General features: G+C 67.4%; 13 protein-coding genes. 4 read left to right on the top strand and 9 right to left on the bottom strand.

Translation table 11 applies throughout. The annotated features are described in order from the left end of the window. Window positions 1-6: 6 nt before the first annotated feature. Window positions 7-1035, bottom strand: a complete 1029-nt coding sequence (locus AC2EBS_RS01585; RefSeq protein ID WP_484727543.1) for an amidohydrolase family protein — start codon at window positions 1033-1035, stop codon at window positions 7-9. Between the two features lie 58 nt (window positions 1036-1093). Continuing rightward, window positions 1094-2233 (bottom strand): 4-oxalomesaconate tautomerase, encoded by a 1140-nt coding sequence (locus tag AC2EBS_RS01580; protein WP_484726628.1) that lies wholly within the window; start codon window positions 2231-2233, stop codon window positions 1094-1096. A gap of 110 nt (window positions 2234-2343) precedes the next feature. Here AC2EBS_RS01580 and AC2EBS_RS01575 point away from each other — a divergent pair, with 110 nt between their 5' ends. Beyond that, window positions 2344-3243, top strand: coding sequence for a LysR family transcriptional regulator (locus AC2EBS_RS01575; protein WP_484726627.1), 900 nt, complete (start codon window positions 2344-2346; stop codon window positions 3241-3243). A gap of 3 nt (window positions 3244-3246) precedes the next feature. Here AC2EBS_RS01575 and pobA read toward each other — a convergent pair whose 3' ends face one another. After that, entirely contained in the window at window positions 3247-4428 is a 1182-nt protein-coding gene (gene pobA, locus AC2EBS_RS01570; RefSeq protein ID WP_484726626.1) for a 4-hydroxybenzoate 3-monooxygenase, read from the bottom strand. A 103-nt stretch (window positions 4429-4531) separates the two neighbouring features. Between pobA and AC2EBS_RS01565 the strand changes: the two genes are divergently transcribed. Together AC2EBS_RS01565 and AC2EBS_RS01560 are read left to right on the top strand one after the other, a co-directional pair. Further along, window positions 4532-5449 (top strand): helix-turn-helix domain-containing protein, encoded by a 918-nt coding sequence (locus AC2EBS_RS01565; RefSeq protein WP_484726625.1) that lies wholly within the window; start codon window positions 4532-4534, stop codon window positions 5447-5449. After that, window positions 5449-5844: a VanZ family protein gene (locus AC2EBS_RS01560; protein ID WP_484726624.1), complete on the top strand. Its 396-nt coding sequence runs from the start codon at window positions 5449-5451 to the stop codon at window positions 5842-5844. The genes AC2EBS_RS01565 and AC2EBS_RS01560 overlap by 1 nt, the downstream gene beginning before the upstream one ends. 13 nt (window positions 5845-5857) lie before the next feature. On the opposite strand, the gene fahA is transcribed toward AC2EBS_RS01560, so the two are convergent. The 5 genes from fahA to AC2EBS_RS01535 all read right to left on the bottom strand — a co-directional run bounded on the left by fahA (window position 5858) and on the right by AC2EBS_RS01535 (window position 10753). Beyond that, a complete protein-coding gene (gene fahA / locus AC2EBS_RS01555; protein ID WP_484726623.1) occupies window positions 5858-7177 on the bottom strand; it encodes a fumarylacetoacetase in 1320 nt (439 codons plus the stop codon). Between the two features lie 19 nt (window positions 7178-7196). After that, window positions 7197-7412, bottom strand: coding sequence for a DUF2783 domain-containing protein (locus tag AC2EBS_RS01550; protein WP_484726622.1), 216 nt, complete (start codon window positions 7410-7412; stop codon window positions 7197-7199). Between the two features lie 27 nt (window positions 7413-7439). Then, window positions 7440-9053: an FAD-dependent oxidoreductase gene (locus tag AC2EBS_RS01545; RefSeq protein ID WP_484726621.1), complete on the bottom strand. Its 1614-nt coding sequence runs from the start codon at window positions 9051-9053 to the stop codon at window positions 7440-7442. Window positions 9054-9206: 153 nt separating this feature from the next. Further along, a complete protein-coding gene (locus tag AC2EBS_RS01540; RefSeq protein ID WP_484727542.1) occupies window positions 9207-9746 on the bottom strand; it encodes a VOC family protein in 540 nt (179 codons plus the stop codon). A gap of 32 nt (window positions 9747-9778) precedes the next feature. Then, window positions 9779-10753 (bottom strand): MBL fold metallo-hydrolase, encoded by a 975-nt coding sequence (locus AC2EBS_RS01535; protein ID WP_484726620.1) that lies wholly within the window; start codon window positions 10751-10753, stop codon window positions 9779-9781. Between the two features lie 130 nt (window positions 10754-10883). On the opposite strand from AC2EBS_RS01535, the gene AC2EBS_RS01530 reads away from it, so the two are divergent. Continuing rightward, a complete protein-coding gene (locus AC2EBS_RS01530; protein WP_484726619.1) occupies window positions 10884-11714 on the top strand; it encodes an IclR family transcriptional regulator in 831 nt (276 codons plus the stop codon). Here AC2EBS_RS01530 and AC2EBS_RS01525 read toward each other — a convergent pair whose 3' ends face one another. Beyond that, on the bottom strand, window positions 11715-12515 hold the full coding sequence (locus tag AC2EBS_RS01525; RefSeq protein ID WP_484726618.1) for an EAL domain-containing protein: 801 nt from the start codon (window positions 12513-12515) through the stop codon (window positions 11715-11717). Window positions 12516-12535 lie beyond the last annotated feature (20 nt).

Genomic DNA, 12535 nt, shown 5'->3' with positions numbered 1-12535 from the left:
TCTTGATTACAGGCCCTTGGCCTTCAGCGCGGTGTCCAGGCGGCTGAACACGCGGCGCGCGTTGCCTTCGTAGATCTGGTAGCGCTCTTCCTCGTTGAGGTTGGCGGTGGCCTCGATATAGCGCTTGGTGTCGTCGTAGTAGTGGCCGGTGGTCGGGTCGATGCCGCGCACCGCGCCGATCATCTCGCTGGCGAAGAGCACGTTCTTCACCGGGATCACCTTGGTCAGCAGGTCGATGCCCGGCTGGTGATAGACGCAGGTGTCGAAGTAGATGTTGTTCAGCAGATGCTCGTCGAGCAGCGGCTTCTTCATCTCCTGCGCCAGGCCGCGGAAACGACCCCAGTGGTAAGGCACCGCGCCGCCGCCGTGCGGGATCAGGAACTTCAGCGTCGGAAAGTCCTTGAACAGATCGCCCTGGATGCACTGCATGAAGGCCGTCGTGTCGGCGTTCAGGTAGTGCGCGCCGGTGGTGTGGAAACAGGCGTTGCAGCTGGTGCTGACGTGGATCATCGCCGGGATGTCGTACTCGACCATCTTTTCGTAGATGGGGTACCAGTGGCGGTCGGTCAGCGGCGGGCTGGTCCAGTGGCCGCCGGAAGGATCGGGGTTCAGGTTGATGCCGACGAAGCCGTATTCCTTGACGCACTTCTCCAGCTCGGGGATGCAGGTCTTGGGGTCGACGCCGGGCGACTGCGGCAGCATGGCCGCGCCGATGAAGTTGTCGGGGAAGAGTTCGCTGACGCGGTAACAGAGCTCGTTGCAGATCGCGGCCCAGGTCGACGAGGTCTCGAAGTCGCCGATGTGGTGGGCCATGAAGCTGGCGCGCGGGCTGAAGATGGTCAGGTCGCTGCCGCGCTGCTTCATCAGCTTGAGCTGGTTGGTCTCGATAGACTCGCGCAGCTCGTCGTCGCTGATCTTCAGGTCAGCGGGGTTAGGCTTCTTGCTCGGGTCCTTCAGCGCGGCGATCTGCAGATCGCGCCAGGCGCCCAAGGCGGCGGGCGCCGTGGTGTAGTGGCCGTGGACGTCGATGATCAAGGGCTTGGCTCGGCTCATGCGTTTTCTCTCCTGAGTGTTCTTTGTCTATCGTTGCTGTTCAGCGGCCGGCCCAGACCGAGCCGGGCACCAGCACCTCGCCGCGCATCAGCGCGCGCGCGGTGCGCAGCAGCGCGGCCTGCGTGACGGTCTGCGGATCGGCCGGGTCGGTGGCCAGCGCGACGCTGAACTCGCCGGTCGGGTGCTCGACCGACACGGTGGTCGCCTCGCCCGGCCTGGCCACCGGCATCTGCGCCACACCGTCGCAGACCGAGCCGCGCAGCACGCAGGCCGTGCCCACGGTGACCGCGGCCAGCACGCCGATGGCGTCGTGGCAGACATGGGGAATGAAGCTACGCGTCGCGATCGCGCCGCCCGCGCGCGGCGGGGCGATCAGCGTCATCTTCGGATAGTTCTTCTTGCTCACGTCGCCCAGGCCCATCTTCCGAGAAACAGCCAGGCGCAGCGCCTCGATCTTGGTCTTCAGCTCGGTGTCGGCGTTCAGCTCGGCCACACCTTCATAACCCGTGCGGCCGATGTCCTCGGCCTTGAAGATCACCAGCGGCATGCCGTTGTCGATGCAGGTCACATCGATCGAGAAGGGGGCGAAGCCCTCGCCTTCGACGGTGATGCTGTCCTTCACACTGCCGGTAGGCAGCAGGCCCGCACAGACCGAGCCGGCGGTGTCGAGGAAGTTGATCGTGATCGGCGCCGACGAGCCCGGCGCGCCGTCGATGCGCGCGCTGCCTTCGTATTCGACATAGCGCTGGCCGTCGGCGCCCATGGGCGTCTGCACAGTGATGTCGGCCGCCATATCGGTGTTCAGCGTCAGCACGCGGTAGGTGCTGGTGTCGCCCTGCGGCTGCACCAGGCCCATCTCCAGCGCGAAGGGCACGACGCCGGCGAGCATGTTGCCGCAGTTGGGCGTAGTGTCGACGGTGTCCTTGTCCGGCTGCAGCTGCGCAAAGAGGAATTCAAGGTCCACGCCGGCGCGCTCGCTTTTCCCCACGATGCCGACCTTGCTGGTCAGCGGATGCGCACCGCCGACGCCATCGATCTGACGCTTGTCCGGTGAGCCCAGGGCGGCCAGCAGCACCTTGTCGCGGGTGGCAATGTCGGCAGGCAGGTCGCTGGCCAGGAAGAAAGGCCCCTTGGACGTGCCACCGCGCATCAGCAGGCAGGGAATGGCAGTCTGCTTCATCGTTGCTTGTCTCCTGGGCGTGGATTCTCGAAAACGGTGCAAGCTTCACCAAGACCGTGCCGGCGCTAGCTGCTATGCCGCCACGGCATGGCTCGAGGCAGAATACCGCGATGGACCTTAAGCAACTCGAATACTTCGTGCAGGTTGCCGAGCTGGGCAGCTTCAGCCGCGCTGCGACGCAACTGGGCGTGGCCCAGCCCGCGCTGAGCCGTCAGGTGCGGGCGCTGGAGGTCGAGCTGCGCGAGACACTGCTCCTGCGCAACGGCCGCGGCGTCACGCTGACCGAGCCCGGCCGGCAGCTGCTGGCCCGCGGCCGCGACATCCTGCAGCTGGCGCTGGCCGCGCAGCAGGAGATCGGCGCGCGCCGCGACGAGCCGGTGGGCCAGATCGTCGTCGGCCTGCCGCCCAGCCTGGCGCGGCGCATCACCGTGCCGTTGATCGAGTTCTTTGGCCGCGAGATGCCGCGCGCCAAGCTGGCCGTGGTGGAAGGCTTCTCCACCCATATCGGCGAATGGCTGGGCACCGGCCGCGTGGATCTGGGCCTGGTCTACAACCCCGAGCCCAATCCCGCGATCGAGATCACGCCGGTGCTGCAGGAGAAGCTGATGCTGGTAGGGCCTAGCGCCGAGATGGCGCGCCTTGGAAACCGCCACAGCATCCCTCTGACCGAGCTGGCGCGGCTGCCGCTGGTGCTGCCGCAATGGGGCCACAGCTTCCGCCGCCTGATGGAGACGCAGGCCGCGCTGGCCGGCGTGAAGCTGCAGATCGCCTGGGAGGTCTCCAGCGTGCCGACCATCCTGGACCTGGTCCGCCGCGGCCATGGCTATGCGGCGCTGACCGGCAGCGCGCTGAGCGCCGACGGCCAGACCGACGGCCTGGCGCAAGCCACCATCACCGCCCCGGAGATCTTCAGCACGCTGTGCCTCGCGAGCAGCGCGCAGAAGCGGCGCAATGCGCTGCACCTGCGCACGGCGGAGGCAATTGCGAAGCTGTGCAGAGGCGAGGACTGAGCCTTACCAGGGCAAGCCCACGTAGTTCTCCGCCATCACCGTCTGCGCAGCCTTGGAGCTGATCAGGTATTCCAGCTCCGAGCGGTGCAGCTTGGCGTCGATCGCCGGCTCGTTGTTGAAGTTGTGCATCAGGCTGGTGAACCACCAGGAGAAGCGCTCGGCCTTCCAGATGCGCGACAGGCAGCGCGCCGAGTAGTGCTCGATGCCGGCCTGACTGTTCTCGCGGTAGTGCTCCGACAGCGCCTGCCAGAGGTAGTAGACGTCCGACGCGGCGAGGTTCAGGCCCTTGGCGCCGGTGGGTGGAACGATGTGCGCGGCGTCGCCAGCGAGGAACAGGCGGCCGAAGCGCATCGGCTCGGCGACGAAGCTGCGCAGCGGCGCGATGCTCTTCTCCAGCGCGGGGCCGGTGACCAGGCCTGCCGCGGTCTCTTCGCCCAGGCGCAGGCGCAGCTCGCCCCAGAAGCGCTCGTCGCTCCATTCCTCGACCTTGTCGGTCAGCGGCACCTGCAGGTAGTAGCGGCTGCGCGTGTTGGAGCGCATGCTGCACAGCGTGAAGCCGCGCTCATGGCGGCCGTAGATCAGCTCGTGCGAGACCGGCGGCGTGTCGCTGAGCAGGCCCAGCCAGCCGAAGGGATAGACCTTCTCGTAGCTCTGGATCGCGCCTGCAGGCACGCTGGCGCGGCTGACGCCGTGATAGCCGTCGCAGCCGGCGATGAAGTCGCAGCGGATCTCGACCTCCTCGCCATCGACCACGCAGCGCGCACTGGGCGTGCTGCCGTCGAAGCCGTGCAGCGAAACGTCGCTGGCCTGGTAGAGCGTCGGCAGGCCGGCCGCGGCGCGGGCCTCCATCAGGTCGCGCGTCACCTCGGTCTGGCCATAGACCATCACCGCCTTGCCACCGGTCAGCGCCTGCAGGTCGATACGATGGCGCTGGCCGTCGATGGAGAGATCGAAGCCGCCGTGCACCAGGCCTTCGGCATGCATGCGCGCACCGACGCCGGCTTCGTCGAGCAGCTCCACCGAGGTCTGCTCCAGCACGCCGGCGCGGATGCGGCCCAGCACGTACTCGCCGCTCTGGCGCTCGACGATCAGGTTGGCAATGCCGGCCTTGTGCAGCAGCTGGCCCAGCAGCAGGCCCGAGGGGCCGGCGCCGACGATCAGGACCTGGGTGCTTAGCGTCTTCATCTCTGTCTCCGGTTGACCTTGCTCAAAAGGACTCGAAGCGTAGGGCTTGGCCCCAGCCGGGCGCAATGGACACAGCAAACCTGGACTTGCACAATTCGAACCCATGCCGCGCCAGACCGCAAGCCAGACCCCGCCGCTGTATGAGCTATACGGCGAGCAGGCAAGGGACGACACCCTGGACGGGCTGCACTGCGAGTCGATCGCCGACCGCAGCCGCTTGCACAATTGGGAAATCCAGCCGCATCGCCACGCCGCGCTGCTGCAGCTGCTGCTGATCGAGCGCGGCAGCGCACAGGTGCGGCTCGATGCCGACGAGCTGACGCTGCGCTCGCCGGCGCTTGTGCTGGTGCCGCCGCTGGTGATCCATGGTTTCCGCTTTGCACCCGACACGGCAGGCCTGGTGCTGACCCTGGAGCAGCAGCGCCTGCACAGCCTGCTGCAGGGTGCGCCGGACCTGCTGCCGCGGCTGGCGGCGCCGCGAGCCACCGCCCTGCCCCGGCGAGCGCCGCAGACCTATGCGCTGCTGGCTGCCGCGAAGGCGCTGGCGCAGGAATATGTGCAGGCCGCGCCCTGGCGACGCCTGGCGCTGGACAGCGCCGTCATCAGCCTGGCGCTGGCGCTGGCCAGGCTGCAGCCCCCCGCCGAGGCTGGCGCAGCCGCGCCCTCGGCAAGCAGCCATGAGAGCCGCCGCAGCCTGCAGCATCTGGCGCGCTACCGCGAGCAGATCGAGCAGCACTACCGCAGCCAGCCCAGCGTCGCACGGCTGGCCCAGCCGCTGGGCATCACCACCACCCAGCTCAACCGCCTGTGCCAGCGCGAGCTCGGCTGCACCGCACTGTCGCTGCTGCACCAGCGCCTGCTGCTGGAGGCCAAGCGCGAGCTCGGCTATACGACGCTGCCGATACGCCAGATTGCCGACGGCCTGGGCTTTGCCGACCCGGCCTACTTCACCCGTTTCTTTCAGCGTCTCACCGGTCTGTCGCCCAGCCGCTGGCGCGAGGGACGCGACAATCGCCCCTGATGACGACAACGATTCGGAATGCGCTCGCGGCGCTGCTCGACAGGCGCGGCCTGTGGCGCGCGGCGCTGCTGATGCTGCTGCTGGCGATCAGCGTGCTCGCGCTAACGCCGACGCCGCCCAGAACGCTGGACAGCGGCTGGGACAAGCTCAACCATCTGGCAGCCTTCGTCGCCCTTGCTGTGGCGGCGAGCCTCAGTACACAAGCCACGCTGAGCCATGCGCTGCGCTGCGCCATCGGCTTGCTGAGCTATGGTGCGCTGATCGAGATTCTGCAATCGCAGCTGCCGCCGCGCCAAGGCGATTGGGCCGACCTGCTGGCCGATGCGATCGGCATCGCGCTGGGGCTGGCCATCGCCGCGCTGGCGCGCCGCTTCACAACGACGCGCCAGGCTTGATCGCCGAGCCGGCTCAGGCCTGCGGCGCCGCGACCACGGTGGCCGCACAGTCGCCGAAGCCGATGCGGCGTGCGCCCGCTGCCTGCGCGTAACCGCGCAGGATCACCGTGTCGCCGTCCTGCAGGAAGCTGCGCGTCTCGCCATTGGGCAGCGCGATTGCCTGCTTGCCGCCCTGGCTCAGCTCGAGCAGCGAGCCGCCCTCGCCGGCCTCGGGGCCGCTCTGCGTGCCGGTGCCCAGCAGATCGCCGGGCTGCAGATTGCAGCCGTTGCTGGCGTGATGCGTGAGCATCTGCGCCAGCGTCCAGTAGGCGTGCTTGAAGTTGGAGCGCATCAGGCGCACCGGCTCCTGGCCGGCCGCGCGCATCTGCGCGGTCTGCAGCCAGACTTCCAGCTCGATGCCGTAGTTGCCGCCGGCACGGTTGGCCGGCGAATCCAGATAGGGCAGCGGCTGCGGATCGCTGGCGGCGCGCTCGAAGGGCAGGCGGAAGGGCTCCAGCGCATCCATCGTGACGATCCACGGCGAGATCGTCGACGCGAAGTTCTTTGCCAGGAAGGGGCCCAGCGGCTGGTACTCCCAGGCCTGCAGGTCGCGCGCCGACCAGTCGTTCAGCAGCGTCAGGCCGAACATATGGTCTTCGGCCTCGGCCATCGCGATCGGCTCGCCCAGCGCATTGCCGCCGGCGACGAACAGGCCCAGTTCCAGCTCGTAGTCCAGGCGCTTGCAGGGGCCGAACACCGGCGCCTCGGCGTCCGGGCCTTTGAGCTGGCCCAGCGGCCGGCGCACCGTGCCGCCGGAAACGACTATCGACGAGCTGCGGCCGTGGTAGCCGATCGGCACCCACTTGTAGTTGGGCAGCAGCGGGTTGTCAGGACGGAACAGCTTGCCCACCGCGGTGGCGTGGTGGATGCCGGTGTAGAAGTCGGTGTAGTCGGCGATGCGGCAGGGCACGGCCATCTCGGCCTCGCTCTGCGCCAGCAGGCAGCCGCGCAGTTTGGCGTCCAGGCCCGAGTCGGCATGCAGCGCGTCGAACAGCGCCAGGCGCAGCGCGCGGCGCCGCTCGTGCGGCAGCGCCATGAAGCGGTTCAGGTCGCCTTCGGCTAGCGGCTGCAGCAGCACGAGGATCTCGCTGCTCCAGCAGCCGGCCTGCGCGGCCGCGCGCAGGTCGAGGATCTGGTCGCCGATCGCGACGCCGACGCGCCAGTCCTGCTGGCTGCCGGCACGGCGGAACAGGCCGTAGGGCAGGTTCTGCAGCGGGAAGTCGGTGTCGGCCGCGTTGGCGCTGGCCACCCAGCTCTGGGCTTCGGGATCGTGGGTGTGGTCGGTGAGGGTCATGCCTGCATTGTCCTTGGCATCAGGCCGCTGCGGTGTGCGCCAGCGTGTTCTCGCGCGCCAGTTGCAGCGCCTCGACGAGCACGCCCTGCTCGCCCACATGGTTGGCCAGGATCAGCACCAGCTTGGCGACCAGCATCTCGGCCTGCTCTTCGCTGAGGCCGCGCTGCGCGTCGATCAGGGCCTCGTAGAAGCCGTCGGTATCGCTGAGATTGGGTTTGCGTTGCAGTTGGGGCATCTTTGTCGCTGCTCCTCTACTCTGTCTTCATTGGCCCAGGCAGCGCGACAGCGCAGCCCGGATCGCGGCCTCGTCGAAACGGCGCCAGCGCGCCGCCACATGCTGGTCCGGACGGATCAGGTAGACCGTGCCGGGCTGGCCGTCGTAACGCTCGGCCAGCAGGCCCTGCGCATCGGCGATGTCGCGGCCGACCTGCATCAGCTCGGCCTTGATGCCGCCGACGCTGACATCCTTGGCGCCGTCGCCGAAGGCCAGCAGCGTGAAGCCGCGGCCCAGCTGATTGAGCAGCCAGGCGTCCTTGCCGCCCTTTCCGCCAATCTGGACCGGCGCATCGGCGCAGGGCGTGCCCGGCAGCATCTTGCCCTTGAAGGCCTCGACGTCTGGCGTGTTCAGCGAGCAGCCCAGATAGGGCGTCGGCGTGGACAGCCGGCCGCTATTGACCATCGGGCGCGCGAAGTCCTCGCTACGCGCCAGCTCGAGCACCGCATTGCGCAGGCGCAGCGAGGTCTTGCTCTTTGGCGTGATGAAGTCGGTGGAACGGGTCGAGTTGCGCAGGTTGTCGTCCGCGGCCAGCGCACGTTCCTCGTGGTAGCTGTCGAGCAGGCTTTCCGGCGCCTGGCCGGCCAGCACCGCATGAAGCTTCCAGGCGAGGTTGTCCACATCCTGCACGCCGCTGTTGGCGCCGCGCGCGCCGAAGGGCGAGACCTGGTGCGCAGCATCGCCGGCGAAGAGCACGCGGCCGTGGCGGAACTTGTCGATGCGGCGGCAGGCGAACTGGTAGACCGAGACCCACTCCAGCTCGAACTCGACATCCTTGCCCAGCATCGCCTGGATGCGCGGGATCACCTTCTCGGGCCTCTTCTCCGCCTCGGGGTCGGCGTCCCAGCCGAGCTGGAAGTCGATGCGCCAGACGTTGTCGCACTGCTTGTGCAGCAGCACCGACTGGCCGCGATGGAAAGGCGGATCGAACCAGAACCAGCGCTCGGTCGGGAAGTCGGCCTTCATCACCACGTCGGCAATCAGGAAGCGGTCCTGGAAGGCCTGGCCGGTGAATTCGGCGCCAACCATCTTGCGCGTGTCGCTGCTGGCGCCGTCGCAGGCGATCAGCCAGTCGCAGTGCATGCCGAAGCGGCCGTCGGGCGACTCGACCTGCAGCTGCACGCCGTTGGCGCCCTGCTCCAGGCCCAGCAGCTTGTGCTTCCAGCGCAGCTCGATCAGCGGCTGCTTCTGGCAGGCCTCGACAAGCTGTTCCTCGAGGTAGTACTGCTGCAGGTTGATCATCGCCGGCAGCTTGTGATGCGCCTCGGGCAGCAGGTCGAACTGGTAGGCCAGGCTGTCGCCGTGGAAGACCTTGCCGACCTGCCAGCGCACGCCCTGCTCGACCATGCGCTCGGCCACGCCCAGGCGGTCCCAGACTTCCAGCGCGCGCTTGGCGTAGCAGACCGCGCGCGAGCCGATGGACACGCTGTTGTTGTCGTCCAGCAGCACGGTCTTGATGCCGCGCGCCGCGCAGTCCAGCGCCATCGTCAGGCCCACAGGGCCGGCGCCGATGATCACCAGCGGATGGCGCTGCGGCTTGCCGCTGGCCTGCTCCTCGCTCTGGCGGTACTCGTATTCAGGATAGGTGTAGGTATGCAGCATCGTCGTTATGCCTGCGAAGGCTCGTTGCCTGATGGGGCTGCGCGCCGACCGACGCACGGCACCATCCAGACCTAGCGAGGTGCGAGGATCCGGCTCCGCCGGTCCTGCGCACCTGCCCCCTCGAGGGGGCGGCCGAAGGCCGTAGGGGGTGGGTCAAGTTCCGGCGAATTCGCGCTCGTGCATCCACGCAGCATGCTTGGGCGCGCGCTTGGTGCGGCTCCACTCTTCGAGCATCTCCCACTTGCAGGCATCGAGCTTGGCCATCATCTCGGGCGTGCCGACGTCCGCAGCCAGTTCGAGGCGGTGGCCATTGGGATCGAAGAAGTAGATGCTCTTGAAGATGGTGTGGTCCGTGACGCCGACCACCTCGATGCCGGCGGCCTGCAGCCGAGCCTTGGTCTCTTCCAGCGTCTTCACGCTGTCGACCTTGAAAGCGATGTGCTGCACCCAGGCCGGCGTATTGGTGTCGCGGCCCATCTCGGGCGAGTTCGGCAGCTCGAAGAAGGCCAGCACGTTGCCCTGGCCCGCGTCGAGGAAGATGTGCATGTACGGGTCCGGCGCCTGCGTCGAAGGCACCTTGTCCTCGGCGATGGCGAGCACGAAGTCCATGCCCAGGTGCTTGCCGTACCACTCGACGGTTTCCTTGGCGTCCTTGCAGCGGTAGGCGACGTGATGGATGCGGTCCAACTTCATCATGGCTTGTCTCCTGCTTCAGTCGGTGAGGTTCAGACGTCTTCCAGCGTGCGCCACATGGCGATGTCGCGCTCGGCCGTCCAGATGCGCGGATCGGGGAACTCGGTGGCCTCGTCATAGGCGCGGGTCACGTCGAAGGGCATGCAGTGCGCAAAGATGACCCACTTGCCGTACTTCTTCTCCAGCTCGGCGAAGGTCTTCTTGTAGACCGTCTTCAGGTCTTCGCCCTTCGCGGCGCCGGCCTTCACATTGGCATAGAGCTCGGAGACAAACGCGCGCGTGCCGGCCAAGCCTGCGGCCACCTCTTCGGGCGTCTGCAGCGCCTTGCCGCGGCCCGGCACCAGCTTGGCGGGCTTGAGCGCGGCGATGTTGTCCAGCGTCTGCGGCCAGTCCTTGAAGTAGGCGTCGCCGGCATAGGGCGTGGCGTCGAACTCGACCAGGTCGCCGGAGAAGAGCACGCGGTCCTTGGGCAGCCAGACGACCGTGTCGCCCTTGGTGTGGCCGCGGCCCAGTTGCAGGATCTGCACCTCCAGCGAGCCCAGCCACAGCGTCATCTTGCCGGTGAAGGTGATGGTGGGCCAGGTCAGGCCCGGCGGCACCGTCTCGACATTGCGGAACAGGCGCGGGAAGCGGCCGATCTCACTGGCCTTGTCCTGCTCGCCGCGCTCGACGATCAGGTCGTAGGTGTCCTGGCTGGCGATGATCTGCTCGCAGCCCTCGGCCTTGTAGGCCGAGGCACCGAGCACGCGCACCGCGTGATAGTGCGAGAGCAGCACGTACTTGATCGGCTTGTCGGTCACCTGGCGGATGCGGCGGATCACATCCTGCGCCATCTGCGGCGTCGCCTGGGTGTCGATGACCATAACCGCGTCGTCGCCGACGACGATGCCGGTGTTGGGGTCGCCTTCGGCCGTGTAGGCGTAGGCATGCTCCGACAGCTTGTCGAAGCTGACCTGCTTCTCTTCGAGGTCGGCCTGCGAGGCAAAGGTCTTGGTGGTCGTGCTCATGGCGCGGCGGTCTCCGTGGGGATGGTGCGTTTAACCAATAACGAACAAGTTCGTCTATATGAAATCTCGGGCTTGATGCTAATCAGTTCGTTTGTTAATGTCTAATAAATTCGACATATCGCAATCCCTCATGAAGCCCGCCAGCACCGAAACCAGCCTACTCGCCTCAGCCGAGGCCGCCACCGAGCGCAGCCCGCGCGGCATCCAGAGCGTGGAAGTCGGCGGGCAGTTGCTCGTTGCCCTGGCGCAGCAGGGCCGGCCGCTGGCGCTGAAGGATTTGGCGCGCGCCGCGGGCATGCCGGCGGCCAAGGCCCACCCGTATCTGGTCAGCTTCATCAAGCTGGGCCTGGTCGAGCAGGAAAGCGATGGCGGCCGCTACGGCCTGGGCCCGCTGGCACTGCAGCTGGGGCTGATCAGCCTGCAGCAGTACGACCCGGTGCGCCTGGCCACACCGCGCATCGAAGAGTTGGCACATCAACTGGGCCACACGGTGGCCATCGCCGTCTGGGGCAATCGCGGCCCGACCATCGTGCGTGTGGCCGAGGCGCCGACTGCCGTGCACATCAGCATGCGCCACGGCGTGGTGATGAGCCTCAGGGGCACGGCCTCGGGCCGTGTGTTCGCCGCCTACCGGCCGCGCGCCGAGGTGCTGGCCGCGCTACAGGCGGAGGCCGCGCTGGACGGCGGCAAGGCCAGCCTGGACAAGGACTTCCTGGCGCTGCTGCAACTCACGCGTGAGCAAGGCATCGCCAGCACCGATGGCGGCGTGGTGCCCGGGGTGAGCGCGCTGGCGGCACCGGTCTTCGATGACCGCGGCCGCATCGTGCTCTGCCTCACCGCGATCGGCCCCAGCGCCAGCTTCGATCTGGCACTGGACGGCAGCATCGCCACGCGGCTCAGGCGCGATGGGATGGAACTGTCACGGCAACTGGGCTGGCAGGGCGTGTCCGCGGGCGCGTGATCAGCGTCGCAGATTGTCGATCTGCCCCGGCGTCAGCAACTGCTGGAAAGCCGGCTTGGCGAACAGATAGCCCTGCATCAGGTGCACACCGTGATCCCAGAGCCAGTCGCGCTCCGCGCATGTCTCGATGCCTTCGGCGATGACCTCGATGTCCAGATCGCGGCAAATCTCCAGCGTGCGTGCCACGATGCGCTGGCGCGGCCGGTGCGCATCGACACCTCGGAGCAGCAGCATGTCCAGCTTGATCAAATCGGGCTGGAAGTCCGCCAACAGCGACAGCCCCGCATAGCCAGCGCCGAAGTCGTCGATGGCTGTCGAGAAGCCGATGCGCTGGTACTCGCGCATCACCTCTGCATACCAGGCCGCATCGCCGACCTGCTCGCCCTCGGTCGTCTCGAAGATGATCTGCTCGATCGGGAATCCGTGCGCCTTGGCTGCGGCCAGCGTGGCACGGATGCAAACCTCCGGCCGGTACACCGCATTGGGGAGGAAGTTGATCGACAGCTTGGTCTGCAGACCCAGCGCGACCGCGTCCTTGATCGCCTTGACGCGACAGGCCTGGTCGAAACGGTAGCGGTTGTGCTGGTTAACCTGCGCCAACACGGTCGAGGCTGGTTCGCCTGCAGGCCCACGCACCAGCGCTTCATAGGCGAACACCTCGCCGTCACGCAGGTCCACGATCGGCTGGTAGGCGTAGCTGAAGGCAAACTCGAGCTTGGAACCAGAAGCACAATCGCCGCACTCCGTCATGTCCAGCTCACCGAAACTGGACGGACGCATTGCGAAGGTTCTTTGATTCATCTGCCGCTCCTCGTCACCCC

Source organism: Roseateles sp. T103 (assembly GCF_057219915.1).
Note: the sequence above shows the minus strand (reverse complement) of the source record. Positions and strands in the feature narration are given on the sequence as shown.

Coding starts and splice junctions, on each gene's coding strand:
- AC2EBS_RS01550 (WP_484726622.1), bottom strand. CDS start 7,412: ATGCCCCAACTGCAACGCAAACCCAATCTCAGCGATACCGACGGCTTC.
- AC2EBS_RS01580 (WP_484726628.1), bottom strand. CDS start 2,233: ATGAAGCAGACTGCCATTCCCTGCCTGCTGATGCGCGGTGGCACGTCC.
- fahA (WP_484726623.1), bottom strand. CDS start 7,177: ATGACCCTCACCGACCACACCCACGATCCCGAAGCCCAGAGCTGGGTG.
- AC2EBS_RS01535 (WP_484726620.1), bottom strand. CDS start 10,753: ATGAGCACGACCACCAAGACCTTTGCCTCGCAGGCCGACCTCGAAGAG.
- AC2EBS_RS01545 (WP_484726621.1), bottom strand. CDS start 9,053: ATGCTGCATACCTACACCTATCCTGAATACGAGTACCGCCAGAGCGAG.
- AC2EBS_RS01530 (WP_484726619.1), top strand. CDS start 10,884: ATGAAGCCCGCCAGCACCGAAACCAGCCTACTCGCCTCAGCCGAGGCC.
- pobA (WP_484726626.1), bottom strand. CDS start 4,428: ATGAAGACGCTAAGCACCCAGGTCCTGATCGTCGGCGCCGGCCCCTCG.
- AC2EBS_RS01540 (WP_484727542.1), bottom strand. CDS start 9,746: ATGAAGTTGGACCGCATCCATCACGTCGCCTACCGCTGCAAGGACGCC.
- AC2EBS_RS01575 (WP_484726627.1), top strand. CDS start 2,344: ATGGACCTTAAGCAACTCGAATACTTCGTGCAGGTTGCCGAGCTGGGC.
- AC2EBS_RS01565 (WP_484726625.1), top strand. CDS start 4,532: ATGCCGCGCCAGACCGCAAGCCAGACCCCGCCGCTGTATGAGCTATAC.
- AC2EBS_RS01525 (WP_484726618.1), bottom strand. CDS start 12,515: ATGAATCAAAGAACCTTCGCAATGCGTCCGTCCAGTTTCGGTGAGCTG.
- AC2EBS_RS01560 (WP_484726624.1), top strand. CDS start 5,449: ATGACGACAACGATTCGGAATGCGCTCGCGGCGCTGCTCGACAGGCGC.